This is a genomic window from Pseudoalteromonas sp. SWYJ118, from assembly GCF_015864505.1.
In the GTDB taxonomy this organism is placed as follows: domain Bacteria; phylum Pseudomonadota; class Gammaproteobacteria; order Enterobacterales; family Alteromonadaceae; genus Pseudoalteromonas; species Pseudoalteromonas arctica.
Genome location: NZ_JADYXC010000021.1, coordinates 73,131 through 88,773 on the forward strand (window position 1 = coordinate 73,131; position 15,643 = coordinate 88,773).

Sequence of the window (15,643 nt, forward strand, 5' to 3'; positions counted from 1 at the left end):
AAATGAACCCAGCTTGATACCATAAAATAGTGGACGTGAGCTATTCTTTGGTATTTTTAAAAGTGGGCAGTGATTGATGCCGGTTATTCGTGACTTAATATACTTATGGGGTCTAGCTTTACTGCTTTATAGCAGGAAAACTAGACTCTAATATAGGACTGAAAATAGCTTTAAGTATTATACTTGTCAGCGTGAATTAGTTATTTAAAAGAGTTAATAGGCTAGGGTCTTCAGTTTCAATATATAATGCTTTTAATTTTTTATCACCACTTTCGGTTTCAGTAAATTGCTGAAAAGAATAGTTTTTAGAAAAACTTGAAAGAGCCTCAATAGATGCTTGATTACTACTTTGTGTATAAGTAAGTTCTAGTGCGCAAACCTTCCCTGCACACTCTAGATCTTGCTGTAAAATAGTGACGTCTTTTAATTCATTTAGAATAAAATCGTTTAGCTTATCTTTACGTATTTGTGCTATTTCAGAGTATTCAATATTAGACATACGCTGCAGTAATATTGAAGTATCATTTTTAAATACGTCGTCCAATGCTTTTGTTGAAACAAATTCTTTTCCACCCTCAGTTGAAACAAATTCTTCAGAGAAAGCGTTAGGGCTTGAAATAGGCAATTTAGATATCGCTGCCACTTTTTGCTCTACAACTTTGTGCTGTTTGACAGATGGTTCAGAGGCTTTACTTAATAGGGTGTTTGGCTCAATTGGAGGCTTAGCTTTTTCATTACTAAGAATGGCTTCATCAGTTGGTTGTATGTGGGTTAGCGGAGGATCTGAAGGCTGCCCAGTGTTTAAAATACCAATACCAAGAATGGCGACAAAAACAAGTGCAATTAAAAATATGTATTTCATTTTACTATCCTTAGAAGAGAAAGGCATACGCCTTTCTAAATGATGCTTATTCCAATCGTATCATACAAGAAACTTGACCACCACCAGAGCACGAATAGCTAACTGTACCACCCTCACCATGAACAACCGTCATGCTACCTGAGGTGCAACGGCATGTCATTGTTGCATAGGTAAATGTACTCATTGTGATTAAAAAAAACGCTAAAATAACTGTAATTTTTTTGATAAATTCATAATAATCCTTAATCGTGATTTCGAACTTTAATGTTACCTTATTGTTTTTTTTGTAAATAACTATTTTCTAGGTGGTTTAAATATGAGAAAGGGCCTTGCGGCCCTTAGTGTTGCAGCAAGTAACACATTTTTTTATAGGCTAAAGTCTGCAGAGTCGACAACGTAAGCTTTTAAATCTGAGTCATCGATATCATTATCAGATAAGCCAAAAGTAAAGCCATCCTTAGAGATTGAAACGCCGTAATCGATGATGTTGTCATCACCAATAAAGCCGCCTGAGTAATGCCCCAAATGCAGCGCTATTTCAGTTCCATTACTACCAATAGCGAATCCATAGTCTGTTGTTAAATAAAGTGAATCACCAAAGTCGGAACCATCACCACTAGCAGCTGAAGTTGCTAATACCGAAGCACCAAAAGTGAAACCTTCTACACTGATACTCCCGTAAACCTCAGAGAAATCTGCGTCAGCTTCTGAAGCAGCATCAGGGTAGGCATAGTAAATATAACCAACATCATAGCTAACGCTTTCATTGATTGCGCCACTAAAGCCTGCATATAAGTCGAGCTCGTAGGTCATTTCATCTGCCCACGATGCATTTGATGCCCATGTACCGGCATAAAAGCCGGACTCGTTAGCGTAATCAATTCCACCCGAAATAGTAGCGTCGCCTCCTGTTTGCTCTTGACACGCCATAAGTGGTTGGAGGTTGCTGCTGCATTTGCAGTTACCTCTGCAAATGTCGTTGTTGATGTTATGCCTGCAAACGCCAGTGCACCGAAGAGTATTGTTTTTTGTAGTTTTAGCATGTTTCACTCCCGCTATATGACTTTTGCATACCAAGGTTTTATTATGTATTGCTTTGACCTTTTAACTGGATGCATTTTTATTATTTAACTGGGAAGGTAATAGCACTGTATGTGCCAGTCTCGTTTTAATTATTTTCAAGTAAAACTAATGCTATTAAAACAATTGCTTATGATGAAATTATGTTTTTGGAAGGAAGTTTTTTGATTTTCTGTCGCACGCTGCTGGTGCATAAACTAACCTAGCTGTACTATTAAAGTACAGCTAGGAAAGGTTTTTTAGCCAAAAATAGTGCGCATAAGGCTAATTGTTTCGTTTACACTGCGACCTTTTTGAACTTCACTTACAATTGAATCACGTTTACTGCGAATATGTTCAGGGATATCGTCAGCGGCAAGTGCGCGGTCTACTAAAATTTCTGCAGACTCTTTACCTCTACGTTGAGTTTTACCTGTTTTAGTTGTAGTACGCTTAGGCTTGCTTAGCAGTTTAATGTAGTTAGAGTTATCTGGTGTTTTAGCATCAGCATAGTGAAAGAAACATGGGATTAGCGCTTTAATAGCAACTAATTGTTCTTCTAACTCATTACTCGGTTTAGCCATTTTGTACCATGACATAGCTTGAATACCTTTTACGATATCTTGCCAGTAACGCTCAAAATCACTATTTTTAAGTTTAGAAACACCAAGGGCACCACATAAAGCATCTAATCGATTATTTGTAATCGGAGTAAATAAATCAGGGCGACGCATTGCAAGCAAACGAGTTGCAGGCGCAAGTGTTGGTTTTTCGTTGTTGTCGGTGAATATTTTTGAATAAGCAGCAACAAATTGTTGATACTCATATTGAGTAATATCACCTTCAAGCGGAATATTTACTAGTGCGTCGTCAAAAGCACCTGGTAAATCACCAAGCATTTGATGGAAGCTCTTTGCACTCTTTGTAGATGCAAACCATTCAACGTCAAAGTTGTATGTGCTTGGATCAAGTGATGCCATGTGCTTACCGCTAAACGCAAGTAAATCTTCAGGGATCATATCTTTAAGAGACTGTTCACGAATGCTTTTAATGTAGTCTACTAAACGAAGCTGTTCATCAAGTGCAATAACGTCTTTGTGTTGTTCTACAAATACACTTACAACAGGCCAAGGAGCAATACGTAAAGTTTTAACCTGTAAAAAGCTGATAGCTGAAATAAGCTGGTCGTGTAGCTTTTTAAGTACAGGCAATTGCTGTGGCTCTAGTAAATCGTAGTTCATACGATCTCTGCTAGCATTTAGCAATTCGTAACACCAAGGTAAAAAATCATCAGGGTGGTTTTCTACTTTCACGGCCATAAGGTTAAGGCTTAACTCTGAAGATTGCTTCAGAATGTTCTGATAGATTTGGTTTTCTTGTTCGCCTAGCGTCATTTTTGACGGTGAAATTAGCAGTTTTTTCATGCCTTGTAGAATCTCCGGTTTAGATATATATTTTTTTGCTGGTCTATTTTAGCGCAATTACGCTAATAACAACAGCGCTGTCCTTCATCCGTTGTAATTGAAATGACTAAATCGGTATTTTTGCTAATAAAATGAGACTAACGCTTTAACATGTATTAATCATTTTCATTTAGTACAAAGAGACTCTCAACTAAAATGTTGAGTTGTTTTTAGGGCAACTATGAACGACGGCGTAAGCCGTAATATTTCTACTGTACTTATTGTTTTGCTCGAAAAGTTAATCGTATCAGCGAGCTCTTATTGCGACAATCTGGCAAATTTACAAAAATGTTGCTATTTGGTTTCGCGTATTTTGTTCTTAAATTCTGCTATTGCCTAATAAACGAAAGCCCATGAGCCTAAAATATAATAGCCATATTAAATGTAGCTATTATTAAGAGTGGTATATCAGAAGCAAAAGTGTCAAAAACTAGAACAGCATAATAAAGCGAAGACCACGTACTTAATAAATAATTGTATCAGCGGTATTTAAGTCTTTATTTATAGAGTCTTCAATGCAACCTAGAGGTATTAAAATGTTTCAGGAGCGATTCATACAGAGACTGTAAAATTCAATAAAGTGCTTTTTTATCATAACTACAATGATTTTAAGGCTAACACTCGCTATGATAAGAACATTATTTGCACGTTTGAAAGGACGATCATGAAAACCTTACTTAAAATTGTAGGTGTAATACTTTTACTATGTATAGCACTCATTGCCGCCGCACCGTTTTTAATCCCTACTGATACTATTTTTAATAAAGTGTCGCAGCAGGTAGAACAAACAACTGGGCGTACTCTTACTATTAAAGGTGATAAAACACTTAGCGTATTCCCTGCATTAAAGTTAGAACTTAACGACGTGCATTTTGCAAACATGGAATCAGGTTCGCGCGCCGATATGGCGAGTATGAAACAGCTTGCTGTACACATACCTTGGTTTTCATTATTTGGTGGTGAGTTTAAATTAGATAAGTTTGTTATAAACGAACCAAATATTCTATTAGAAACCGACAAAAATGGTAAAGCTAATTGGCAGTTGTTTGATGCAGTTGCAGAGCAACCTAAAGAGCAAAGCCAATCAGGTGAAGCGATAAAGCTTCCAGATAACTTTGATATTGAATTAGGTGAGGTTGCTATTTATGGCGGTACATTTACTTACCTAGATGGCCAAACAGGTGCTAAACAACAAATTAGTGATTTAGAACTCGCTATTTTACTTCCATCACTTCGTAAAACATTAGAAGTAAAAGGGGGTATTACTTATATGCAGGAGCGTTTTGAGCTTGATATAAAATTAGATACTCCTGCTAAAGCAATTGAAGGTGCTACTTTTAATGTTAAACAAGCCTTAGATTCTCGTTTAGTTGATCTAACGTTCGAAGGGAGCATCGCTGGGCAAGGACAAGATATTAAAGGTCAGTTATCACTAAGCGGTGAGTCTGTTAAAAGTATTGCAAAATGGCAAGGTGTAGAGTTAAACGCTAAAGACAATGCTTTTAACGCATTTAGTGTAAACGGTAAAATGCACCTAGCAGGTGAGAAATTTAATTTAGAAGATTTAGTTGCGACGTTAGACGCATTGGAAATAAAAGGTAAGAGCGAGCTTAACCTAGGTAAGCGTTTAGCTGTAAATGCTGATATTGATTTAGGTATGCTTGATTTAAACCCGTACCTGCCTGAAGCAGTAGCAAAACAAGAAGAGCCAGTAGAGCAAAATGATAAGCCTGCGGAGCCAATAGTATGGGATGACACTAAAATTGATCTAAGTGCGTTAAATTCACTAGATGCGAATGTAGTTATTCGTTCAAGTGGATTAAAAGCTAACGATATTAAGTTGGGCGCAAATCAATTTACTGTTGCTTTAAAAAATAGCATTGCAAAACTAAGCCTAGATAGCTTTTCTGCTTATGAAGGGTCAGGTAAAGGCGTTATCAATGTAAACGCACAACAAGTACCTTATAAAATATCAACTAACTTTGACTTAGCTGGTATAGATGCACAGCCTTTATTAACTGATGCGGCAGGTTTTGACAAGCTAATGGGTAAGGGGTCTTTAAATTGGAACCTAAACACAACTGGCCAAAGTCAAAAGTCGTTTATTGGTGCGCTTAACGGAAAACTTGGATTTGAGTTTGCTGATGGAGCCGTAAAAGGTGCGAATATAGCTGAGATGGTTCGTAAAGGTAAGGAACTCATTTCAGGAAACTTTGGTGCTGCGTCTGAAGGGCTGGATACTGGGTTTGAAGAATCAGAGCAAACAGATTTCTCTGCACTGACTGGAAGTTTTAACTTTACTAATGGTGTTGGTAAAAATACTGATTTATCACTTATTAGCCCACTCGTTAGAATATCAGGTGAAGGCGATGTTGATTTACCACAAACAACAGTTAATTACCGTTTGGTTACAGGCATAGTTGGATCAATCGAAGGACAGGGAACCACTGATGACAGCACTGGTTTTAAAATACCACTACGTATAAAAGGGCCTTTCCACGATGTTGGTATAAAGCTTGATGTAGGCAATGCGCTTAAAGATGAAGCTAAGCAGAAGGTTGATGAGGCAAAAGAAAAAGCCAAAGACAAAGCAAAGGATAAGATTAAAGATAAATTAAAAGGTTTATTCGGTTAATCATCTATAGTTAAAACAAACAAGGCACTTATATAGTGCCTTGTTTGTTTTGTAACCACCTGTAAAATAGCTACATAGCCGTAATTACTCAACTTTAATAACCATACGCTCTAAATTAATTAAAAAATAACCTATCACTACCCCCTCAATGCTGGTACAATTGCCCGCCCTTAAGAGACAACTCGTTTGTTTTTTGATTGGGATTTAATCGAAATGTCTGATTTTTAAACGAATTTTAGACACGTTGTAATTACTACACCGGAGGTCATTAACATGATCCAAATGCAAACTCAGCTGGAAGTTGCTGATAACAGCGGCGCTCGCAAAGTGCAGTGTATAAAAGTCCTTGGTGGTTCACACCGTCGCTACGCAGCGATTGGCGACATCATTAAAGTTTCTGTAAAAGAAGCTATTCCTCGCGGTAAAGTGAAGAAAGGTGATGTTAAAAACGCGGTAGTTGTGCGTACCAGAAAAGGTGTTCGCCGTCCAGATGGTTCTTTGATCCGTTTTGACAGCAACGCGGCTGTTATCTTAAATGATAACTTGCAGCCAATTGGTACACGTATTTTCGGCCCTGTGACTCGCGAACTTCGTAATGATAAGTTCATGAAAATCGTTTCACTAGCCCCAGAAGTACTGTAAGGAGCCAATCATGGCAGCAAAAATACGTCGTGATGACGAAGTAATCGTACTAGCAGGTAAAGACAAAGGTAAGCGCGGAAAAGTGCTTTCAGTTGTTACTGAATCTGGTCGAATCTTTGTCGAAGGCATAAACTTGATCAAGAAACACCAAAAGCCGGTTCCACAATTGAACCAAGCTGGCGGCATTGTTGAGAAAGAAGCATCTATGGATGCATCAAACGTTGCGATCTTCAACTCGGAAACGAGTAAAGCTGATCGTGTAGGTTTCAAGATTGAAGATGGTAAGAAATTACGTATCTTTAAATCTACTGGTAAAACTATCTAATAGTTGGAGTAGAATGATGGCGAAACTGCATGAAGTATATAAAGACAAAGTAGTTGCGGAACTTCAAGAGAAGTTTGGTTTCAGCTCTGTCATGCAAGTCCCTCAGATCGAAAAGATCACATTGAATATGGGCGTGGGCGAAGCCCTAGCTGACAAGAAGATTTTAGATAACGCAGTAGCGGATCTAGCAGCAATCTCTGGTCAGAAACCTCTAATCACTAAAGCACGCAAATCTGTTGCTGGCTTCAAAGTGCGTGAAGGTTACCCGATTGGTTGTAAAGTAACCCTACGCGGCGAGCGTATGTGGGACTTTTTTGAGCGTTTGGTATCAATCGCTATCCCACGTATTCGTGACTTCCGTGGCGTAAGTGCTAAGTCTTTTGATGGACGTGGCAACTACAGCATGGGCGTACGTGAACAAATCATCTTCCCAGAAATCGATTACGATAAAGTAGACCGTGTACGCGGTATGGATATTACTATCACTACTTCTGCGAAATCTGATGAGGAAGGCCGTGCGTTGTTAGAAGCGTTTAACTTCCCATTTAAGAAATAAGGGTAGGGTTATGGCAAAGAATTCTATGAAAGCGCGCGAAGCAAAGCGCACAAAACTAGTTGCTCAGTTCGCTGAAAAGCGCACAGCACTAAAAGCTATCATCAGTGATGTTAATACATCTGAAGATGATCGTTGGGACGCGGTACTTAAGCTACAAGCTTTACCTCGTGATTCTAGCCCTGCACGTCAACGTAATCGTTGTAACATTACGGGCCGCCCACATGGTTTCCTTCGCAAATTCGGCATGAGCCGTATTAAAGTTCGCGAAGCAGCTATGCGCGGTGAAATTCCTGGCCTTAAAAAGGCTAGCTGGTAATAGAATCATGGGAGTAAGACTATGAGCTTGCAAGATCCTATCGCGGATTTGTTCACACGAATTCGTAACGGTCAATCAGCGAAGAAAGTATCTGTAACGATGCCAACTTCAAAGCTGAAAGTAGCATTAGCTAAAGTACTAAAAGACGAAGGTTATATCGTAGATTTCGCCGTTAACGGTGAAACTAAACCTGAGCTTTCTATCGAATTGAAGTACTTCGAAGGCAAAGCTGTAATTGAAAATATCCAGCGTGTAAGTCGCCCTGGTCTACGTATCTATAAGAAACGTGACCAATTACCTAAGGTAATGGGTGGTCTTGGTATCGCTATCGTATCAACTTCTAAAGGCCTAATGACAGACCGCACAGCACGTAGTGCTGGTGTTGGTGGTGAAATCATTGGTTTTGTAGCTTAATCGGAGGGGAACTATGTCTCGCATAGCAAAGGCACCAATTACTGTTCCTGCCGGTGTAGAAGTTACATTAAAAGGCCAGGAAATCACAGTTAAAGGCAAAAACGGTGAACTTACTCGTACTATCAACAACGCTGTTGAAGTACAAGTTAATGACAACGTTATTACTACTTTACCTCGTGATGGCGTAGCGAATGCATGGGCTCAAGCAGGTACTGCTCGCGCTCTAATCAACAACATGGTTGTTGGTACGCATGAAGGTTACGAGAAGAAACTTCAGTTAGTAGGCGTGGGTTACCGTGCTGCAGCTAAGGGTAAAACATTAGATTTAACTCTTGGCTTCTCACACCCAGTTAATTTCGCAGTTCCTGAAGGAATTACGATTGAAACTCCAAGCCAAACAGAAGTTCTAGTTAAGGGCGTAGATAAGCAGTTAGTTGGTCAAACAGCTGCTAACATTCGTGCATACCGTAAACCTGAGCCTTATAAAGGTAAGGGTGTTCGTTATTCAGATGAGAATGTACGCCGTAAAGAGGCTAAGAAGAAGTAAGGTAAGACGATGGATAAAAAAACAGCTCGTCTACGTCGTGCTAAACGCACTCGTAGAAATTATATTGAACAAGGCACAACGCGTCTTGTTATCCACCGCACGCCACGTCACATCTACGCTCAAGTTGTAAATGCTGAGGGTAATGTACTGGCTGCTGCTTCTACTGTTGAAAAGGCTATTAGCGAAACAGTTAAAGGCACCGGTAACGTTGAAGCTGCGCAAGCAGTTGGCAAAGCGGTTGCTGAACGTGCGGCTGACAAAGGCATCGAAAAGATTGCTTTTGATCGCAGTGGCTTTAAATATCACGGCCGTGTGAAGGCGCTAGCTGATGCTGCGCGTGAAGCCGGTTTGCAATTCTAGGAGTAGACTATGGCTAACGTAGAAGCAAAGCAACAACAGCCTGATCTAGCTGAAAAGCTAATCGCGGTGAACCGTGTGTCTAAAGTAGTTAAAGGTGGTCGTATCTTTAGCTTTACTGCACTAACTGTAGTTGGTGATGGCGCAGGTAAAGTAGGTTTCGGTTATGGTAAAGCACGTGAAGTTCCAGCTGCTATTCAAAAAGCAATGGAAAAAGCACGTCGTAACATGATCAACGTAGACCTAAATGGCAACACATTACAGCATCCTGTTAAGGGACGTCATGCTGGCTCACTAGTGTTCATGAAACCAGCATCTGAAGGTACTGGTATCATTGCAGGTGGTGCTATGCGTGCAGTACTTGAAGTGACTGGTGTGCAGAACGTACTTTCTAAATGTTACGGTTCTACTAACCCAATCAACGTGGTACGTGCAACGATTTCGGCTCTTGAGAATATGAATTCTCCACAGTCAATCGCTGCAAAACGTGGCCTTCGCGTAGACGAAATACTGGGGTAACCATGGCAAATCAAACTGTAAAAGTAACACAAGTAAAAAGCTCTATCGGTCGTTTACCGAAACATAAAGCTACATTACGCGGTCTTGGTTTACGTCGTATCAACCACACTGTTGAGTTAGAAGACACAGCATGTGTACGTGGTATGATAAACAAGGTTTCTTACATGGTTAAGGTAGAGGGTTAATTCGATGCATTTGAATACACTTTCACCTGCTGCAGGTTCAAAAACTGCTCCAAAACGTGTTGGTCGTGGTATCGGTTCTGGTCTAGGTAAGACTGGTGGTCGTGGTCACAAAGGTCAAAAATCACGTTCTGGCGGCAAAGTACGCGTTGGTTTTGAAGGCGGTCAAATGCCTATGCAACGTCGTCTACCTAAATTTGGTTTCACTTCTCGCAAATCTTTAGTATCTGCAGAAATAAACCTTTTTGAAATCGCTAAAGTTGAAGGCGATGTGGTAGACCTAAGCGCGTTACAAGCAGCTGGTCTAGTTAAAAAGAACGTTCTTTTCGTTAAAGTTGTTAAATCTGGCGAAGTTTCACGCGCTGTTACCGTTAAAGGCCTTAAAGCCTCTAAAGGTGCTCGCGAAGCTATTGAAGCTGCCGGAGGCAAGGTAGAAGACTAAGGAAGTACTAATGGCTAAACCAGGTCAAGATACAAAAAGTGCACAAGGTGGACTTTCGGAATTGAAGCGCCGATTACTCTTCGTATTGGGTGCTATCATAATTTACCGTCTAGGTTCATTTGTGCCGATCCCTGGGATTGACGCCGCTGTACTTGCCGATTTCTTCGAGCAACAAAAGGGCACCATTGTTGAAATGTTCAACATGTTCAGTGGTGGTGCTCTTGAGCGAGCTTCAGTGTTAGCACTGGGTATTATGCCGTATATCTCGGCTTCGATTATTACGCAACTATTAACGCATATGTATCCTCCGTTTATAGAGCTTAAGAAAGAAGGTGAGCAAGGGCGTAAAAAAATTAGCCAGTACACACGCTATGGCACGCTTGTGCTAGCTACTATTCAATCAATCGGTATTGCTTCTAGCTTACCGGGCATGATGGAGGGGTTAGTTGTTAACCCTGGTATGGGTTTCTATTTCACCGCAGTGGTGAGTTTAGTGACTGGTACTATGTTCCTTATGTGGTTGGGTGAACAAATTACAGAACGCGGTATCGGTAACGGTATCTCTGTTCTAATATTTGTTGGTATTGTAGCTAACTTGCCGTCTGCTATTGGTTCGACAGTCGAAATGGCGCGCCAAGGTGATTTGAATGTTTTTGTACTACTGATGGTTGCGGTAATCGTATTCGCTGTTACTTATCTTGTAGTGTTTTTTGAACGTGGACAACGTCGTATTGTTGTTAACTACGCTAAACGCCAACAAGGTCGTCAAGTATTTGCTGCTCAAAGCACGCATTTACCACTAAAAGTAAATATGGCGGGTGTTATTCCACCAATCTTCGCTAGTAGTATAATTCTGTTCCCTGGTACAATTGCTAGCTGGTTCGGCCAAGGTGAAGGTCCAGTTGCTGATGTATTACAAGCTGTAGCTACTACGTTGACCCCAGGTCAACCGTTGTACTCACTTGTACTAGCAGCAGCTATTATCTTCTTCTGCTTTTTCTATACAGCGTTGGTTTTTAACCCTCGTGAAACAGCAGATAACCTTAAGAAATCTGGCGCATTTATCCCAGGTATTCGTCCAGGTGAGCAGACATCTAAATACATTGATAAAGTGATGACACGCCTGACATTGGCAGGTGCTTTGTATATAACCTTTATCTGTCTGGTGCCTGAATTCATGACGATGGCGTGGCAAACGCCATTCTACTTCGGCGGTACATCAGTTTTGATTATCGTTGTAGTAATCATGGACTTTATGGCACAAGTACAGACTCACCTGATGTCTCATCAGTATGATTCTGTGCTGAAAAAAGCGAACCTTAAAGGCTACGGTCGATAAGGTCAGTTTACGGAGTTGAGCAATGAAAGTACGTGCTTCCGTTAAGAAAATATGCCGTAACTGTAAAGTTATTAAACGTGCTGGTGTAGTACGCGTAATTTGCAGTGAGCCTAAGCATAAGCAAAGGCAAGGCTAAGTAAACAGCGTGCAGGCTGAGTTTTCTCGGCCTGTGTTTTTAGTAGTAATTTGGTCTTCGTTTGAGTATCCTTACGGGCTTTTCAAACAGATGATTACCAAATTCGAATATAGGAGATGTGTTAGTGGCCCGTATTGCTGGCATTAACGTCCCTGATCATAAACATGCAGTTATTGGTTTAACAGCTATTTATGGCATAGGTAAGACTCGCTCTAAGGCTATCTTAGTAGCGACTGGTATCGCCGAAACCACAAAAATCGGTGAACTTTCAGACGAAATTCTTGACGTACTGCGTGATGCAGTTGGCAAGTACACTGTTGAAGGTGATCTTCGTCGTGAAGTTACTTTAAATATCAAGCGCCTTATGGACCTTGGTTGTTATCGTGGCCTACGTCACCGTCGCTCTTTACCACTACGTGGTCAAAGAACTAAGACTAACGCGCGCACCCGTAAGGGTCCACGTAAGCCTATTAAGCGATAAGGGGATAGTATTATGGCTAAGACACCAATTCGTCGTAAAAAGGTTAAAAAACAAGTTGCTGATGGTATGGCTCATGTTCATGCGTCTTTCAACAACACTATTGTAACGATTACCGACCGTCAAGGTAATGCACTATCATGGGCTACTGCCGGTGGTTCAGGTTTCCGTGGTTCACGTAAATCTACACCATTTGCTGCTCAGGTTGCTGCAGAGCGTGCAGGTACTGCTGCTCAAGAATACGGTTTAAAAAATCTAGAAGTTTTCATCAAAGGTCCAGGTCCAGGTCGTGAATCTGCTGTACGTGCTTTGAATGCTGCTGGTTACCGTATTACCAACATTACTGACGTGACGCCTATACCACATAATGGTTGTCGTCCACCGAAGAAACGTCGCGTTTAACAATAGGTTAGGAGAAATAACATGGCAAGATATTTGGGCCCTAAGCTCAAGCTGAGTCGTCGTGAAGGTACTGACCTGTTCCTTAAGAGCGGCGTAAGAGCTATCGACTCTAAGTGTAAACTTGAGACTGCACCTGGTCAGCACGGCGCCCGTAAAGGTCGTTTATCTGATTACGGTTTACAATTACGTGAAAAGCAAAAAGTACGTCGTATATACGGTGTATTAGAAAAGCAATTCCGTAACTACTACAAAGAAGCTGCTCGCCTTAAAGGTAATACAGGTGAAAACTTGTTACAGCTTTTAGAGCAACGTTTAGACAATGTTGTATATCGCATGGGTTTTGCTAGCACACGTGCAGAAGCACGTCAGTTAGTAAGCCATAAAGCGATTTTAGTTAATGGTCGTGTTGTGAACATTCCTTCATACGTAATTACTCCAGAAGATACTGTTGTAATCCGTGAGAAGTCTAAGACACAAGCACGTATCATCGCTGCTCTAGAGTTGGCTGAGCAACGTGAAAAGCCGACTTGGGTTGAAGTTGACGGTAAGAAATTGGAAGGCAGCTTTAAGCGTCTACCTGAGCGTTCAGACCTGTCTGCGGACATTAATGAACAACTAATCGTCGAACTTTACTCTAAGTAAAGTTAAGAGTTAAGAGAGGATAAAATGCAGGGTTCTGTTACAGAATTTCTAAAACCAAGGTTAGTCGACATCGACGCTATCAACCCAACGCGTTCTAAAATAGTTTTAGAACCATTAGAGCGTGGCTTTGGCCATACTCTGGGTAATGCTTTACGCCGTATATTACTTTCATCTATGCCTGGATGTGCAGTAACTGAAGTTGAAATCGACGGTGTATTACATGAGTACAGCGCGAAAGAAGGCGTTCAAGAAGACATCATTGAAATACTATTAAACCTTAAAGGTTTAGCAGTAACGTTAGAAGGCAAAGATGAAGTTTTTCTGACCCTGACTAAATCTGGTGTAGGCCCTGTTACTGCGGCTGATATTCAGCACGATGGCGATGTAACAATTGCTAATCCAGATCACGTTATTTGTAATTTAACTACAAATAACAGCGAGATCAGCATGCGTATTCGTGTTGAACGTGGTCGTGGTTATGTGCCGGCATCTAGTCGTTTATCCTCTGATGACGATGAGCGTCCAATTGGTAGATTGTTGCTTGATGCATCATTTAGCCCAGTTGAACGTATTGCGTACTCGGTTGAATCAGCTCGAGTTGAGCAACGTACAGATTTAGACAAGTTAATCATTGATATGGAAACAAACGGCACTTTAGATCCAGAAGAAGCGATCCGCCGTGCGTCTACTATCTTAGCTGAGCAATTAGATGCATTCGTAGATTTACGTGATGTAACTGAGCCAGAAGAGAAAGAAGAGAAGCCAGAATTCGATCCTATTCTACTTCGTCCAGTTGATGACCTTGAATTAACAGTACGCTCAGCAAATTGTTTGAAAGCCGAGCAAATTCAATATATCGGTGATTTAGTTCAGCGCACTGAAGTTGAGCTTCTTAAAACGCCTAATTTAGGTAAGAAGTCTCTAACTGAAATTAAAGACGTGCTAGCTTCACGTGGACTTTCTCTAGGCATGCGCCTAGAAAATTGGCCACCTGCAAGTTTAGCTGAATAATCTAAATCACTATATTAGTTTAGTTAGAAGGATAGGGTCATGCGCCATCGTAAGAGTGGTCGTCAATTAAACCGTAACAGTAGCCATCGTAAAGCGATGTTTAGCAATATGGCAGGTTCTTTGGTGAAACATGAAATCATCAAAACTACTTTGCCTAAAGCGAAAGAGTTACGTCGTGTAATTGAACCTTTAATCACACTGGCTAAGACTGACAGTGTAGCAAATCGCCGTTTAGCGTTTGCTCGCACGCGTGATAATGAAGTTGTTGGTAAATTATTCAGTGAAATCGGTCCACGTAACGCGGATCGTCCAGGTGGTTACACTCGTATTCTTAAGTGTGGCTTCCGTACTGGTGATAATGCACCAATGGCTTATATTGAACTAGTTGGTCGCCCAGCGACTAGCGAAGCAGTTCAAGAAGACGCACAGTCTGCAGAGTAAGTCTTAAAGAAACCTAAAAGCCGAGCTTATGCTCGGCTTTTTCTTGCCTAAAATTTGTCAAACTATATGAACGAGTAATTACCTTCTATTATGTGTATCGACTCATAGATTCTGAATCGATAGGTTGTTTTGACAGCTATTTTAATAGCTACCTAGTGACTCTTTACTTACCATTGATTGAAAATAGCCTATCAGGTTCTAGTTAAAGATCATTTTCATTATATAGTGATTTACAGTTATTAATGATAGCACTTCGAATTTAACTACCATTAAGCAATCCCTGATTAAGTTTTTATTTATTAGAGCTTATCAGAAGATATAGCGTTCGCTCTCTTAATCTATATACCGGTACTAAGAACCTCATAGTAAAGCTAATCATTGCGGCCTAAGTAAACTCACTTCTTAAATAAAACATAGCCCAATGAATTCAAATCTCAGCTTTTGACTATTTCAAATGATTTTAGCAACACGACTCTTAACTTATTGGTTGGCTTTTTCAGGATTGTTGATCCAAATACGTCTCTACTGATAGCTAGTTATCATAATTTTGATTTTAAATAGCCCTATAAACTTCTTGATACAGGTGGTTTAGTTGTGTTTTTGAGCGTTTAGCTCAAATACTCAGCGAACAGCACTTTATTTCAAGTTTTCTTCAAAAAAGGGTTGATCTGTTTTCGGATCTCCCTATAATGCGACCCCACTGAGATGGGAAACGCCGAAGCATAGCGAGGCACGAACTACTCAGAGAGTTAAATAAAACTTCGGTTTTAAATTGTCGAAAGAAAGTTTAAAACTAAGTGTTGACTCGAAAAATAAAGGGTGTATTATTCGCATCCCTTGAGACGCTAAAGCGACTCAAAACGTTCTTTAACAAT

20 protein-coding genes and 1 pseudogene are annotated in these 15,643 nt (G+C 40.4%); 18 read left to right on the forward strand and 3 right to left on the reverse strand.

Features of this window, described 5'->3' with window-relative positions; all coding sequences use genetic code 11:
- Positions 1-196 precede the first annotated feature (196 nt).
- The 3 genes and pseudogenes from I6F48_RS16965 to I6F48_RS16975 form a co-directional block, all read right to left on the reverse strand.
- Positions 197-862: a hypothetical protein gene (locus I6F48_RS16965; protein ID WP_165729095.1), complete on the reverse strand. Its 666-nt coding sequence runs from the start codon at positions 860-862 to the stop codon at positions 197-199.
- A gap of 366 nt (positions 863-1,228) precedes the next feature.
- Positions 1,229-1,905, reverse strand: a pseudogene (locus I6F48_RS16970) (TorF family putative porin).
- Positions 1,906-2,181: 276 nt separating this feature from the next.
- Positions 2,182-3,345: a hypothetical protein gene (locus I6F48_RS16975; protein ID WP_197119902.1), complete on the reverse strand. Its 1,164-nt coding sequence runs from the start codon at positions 3,343-3,345 to the stop codon at positions 2,182-2,184.
- A 703-nt stretch (positions 3,346-4,048) separates the two neighbouring features.
- On the opposite strand from I6F48_RS16975, the gene I6F48_RS16980 reads away from it, so the two are divergent.
- The 18 genes from I6F48_RS16980 (at position 4,049) to rplQ (ending at position 14,768) form a co-directional block, all read left to right on the forward strand.
- Positions 4,049-6,019 carry an AsmA family protein gene (locus I6F48_RS16980; protein WP_197119903.1) on the forward strand — a complete coding sequence of 657 codons (1,971 nt, stop codon included), beginning with the start codon at positions 4,049-4,051 and terminating at the stop codon, positions 6,017-6,019.
- A 273-nt stretch (positions 6,020-6,292) separates the two neighbouring features.
- Positions 6,293-6,661 carry a 50S ribosomal protein L14 gene (gene rplN / locus I6F48_RS16985; RefSeq protein WP_002959498.1) on the forward strand — a complete coding sequence of 123 codons (369 nt, stop codon included), beginning with the start codon at positions 6,293-6,295 and terminating at the stop codon, positions 6,659-6,661.
- 10 nt (positions 6,662-6,671) lie between these two features.
- The gene (gene rplX / locus I6F48_RS16990; protein ID WP_002959496.1) at positions 6,672-6,986 is read left to right on the forward strand and encodes a 50S ribosomal protein L24; all 315 of its coding nucleotides are present in this window, start codon (positions 6,672-6,674) and stop codon (positions 6,984-6,986) included.
- Positions 6,987-7,002: 16 nt separating this feature from the next.
- Entirely contained in the window at positions 7,003-7,542 is a 540-nt protein-coding gene (gene rplE / locus I6F48_RS16995; protein WP_010554915.1) for a 50S ribosomal protein L5, read from the forward strand.
- A 10-nt stretch (positions 7,543-7,552) separates the two neighbouring features.
- Positions 7,553-7,858 carry a 30S ribosomal protein S14 gene (gene rpsN, locus I6F48_RS17000; RefSeq protein ID WP_165741003.1) on the forward strand — a complete coding sequence of 102 codons (306 nt, stop codon included), beginning with the start codon at positions 7,553-7,555 and terminating at the stop codon, positions 7,856-7,858.
- A 21-nt stretch (positions 7,859-7,879) separates the two neighbouring features.
- Positions 7,880-8,272 carry a 30S ribosomal protein S8 gene (gene rpsH / locus I6F48_RS17005; RefSeq protein WP_007584660.1) on the forward strand — a complete coding sequence of 131 codons (393 nt, stop codon included), beginning with the start codon at positions 7,880-7,882 and terminating at the stop codon, positions 8,270-8,272.
- Between the two features lie 13 nt (positions 8,273-8,285).
- A complete protein-coding gene (rplF, locus tag I6F48_RS17010) occupies positions 8,286-8,819 on the forward strand; it encodes a 50S ribosomal protein L6 (RefSeq protein WP_002959488.1) in 534 nt (177 codons plus the stop codon).
- 9 nt (positions 8,820-8,828) lie between these two features.
- On the forward strand, positions 8,829-9,179 hold the full coding sequence (gene rplR, locus I6F48_RS17015) for a 50S ribosomal protein L18 (protein WP_002959486.1): 351 nt from the start codon (positions 8,829-8,831) through the stop codon (positions 9,177-9,179).
- 9 nt (positions 9,180-9,188) lie between these two features.
- Complete coding sequence (gene rpsE, locus I6F48_RS17020; protein WP_002959485.1) at positions 9,189-9,695, forward strand: 30S ribosomal protein S5; 507 nt, start codon at positions 9,189-9,191, stop codon at positions 9,693-9,695.
- A gap of 2 nt (positions 9,696-9,697) precedes the next feature.
- A complete protein-coding gene (gene rpmD / locus I6F48_RS17025) occupies positions 9,698-9,880 on the forward strand; it encodes a 50S ribosomal protein L30 (RefSeq protein ID WP_002959482.1) in 183 nt (60 codons plus the stop codon).
- A gap of 4 nt (positions 9,881-9,884) precedes the next feature.
- Positions 9,885-10,319 (forward strand): 50S ribosomal protein L15, encoded by a 435-nt coding sequence (gene rplO, locus I6F48_RS17030; protein WP_002959480.1) that lies wholly within the window; start codon positions 9,885-9,887, stop codon positions 10,317-10,319.
- 10 nt (positions 10,320-10,329) lie between these two features.
- Entirely contained in the window at positions 10,330-11,658 is a 1,329-nt protein-coding gene (gene secY, locus I6F48_RS17035) for a preprotein translocase subunit SecY (RefSeq protein ID WP_007584663.1), read from the forward strand.
- A 22-nt stretch (positions 11,659-11,680) separates the two neighbouring features.
- On the forward strand, positions 11,681-11,794 hold the full coding sequence (gene rpmJ / locus I6F48_RS17040) for a 50S ribosomal protein L36 (RefSeq protein WP_002959476.1): 114 nt from the start codon (positions 11,681-11,683) through the stop codon (positions 11,792-11,794).
- Between the two features lie 124 nt (positions 11,795-11,918).
- Positions 11,919-12,275, forward strand: coding sequence for a 30S ribosomal protein S13 (gene rpsM, locus I6F48_RS17045; protein ID WP_007584664.1), 357 nt, complete (start codon positions 11,919-11,921; stop codon positions 12,273-12,275).
- Positions 12,276-12,287: 12 nt separating this feature from the next.
- Positions 12,288-12,674 (forward strand): 30S ribosomal protein S11, encoded by a 387-nt coding sequence (gene rpsK / locus I6F48_RS17050; RefSeq protein WP_002959471.1) that lies wholly within the window; start codon positions 12,288-12,290, stop codon positions 12,672-12,674.
- Between the two features lie 21 nt (positions 12,675-12,695).
- On the forward strand, positions 12,696-13,316 hold the full coding sequence (rpsD, locus tag I6F48_RS17055) for a 30S ribosomal protein S4 (protein WP_002959461.1): 621 nt from the start codon (positions 12,696-12,698) through the stop codon (positions 13,314-13,316).
- Positions 13,317-13,340: 24 nt separating this feature from the next.
- Positions 13,341-14,327, forward strand: a complete 987-nt coding sequence (locus I6F48_RS17060; RefSeq protein WP_002959452.1) for a DNA-directed RNA polymerase subunit alpha — start codon at positions 13,341-13,343, stop codon at positions 14,325-14,327.
- A gap of 39 nt (positions 14,328-14,366) precedes the next feature.
- Entirely contained in the window at positions 14,367-14,768 is a 402-nt protein-coding gene (gene rplQ / locus I6F48_RS17065) for a 50S ribosomal protein L17 (RefSeq protein WP_002959450.1), read from the forward strand.
- The last annotated feature ends 875 nt before the right edge of the window (positions 14,769-15,643 follow it).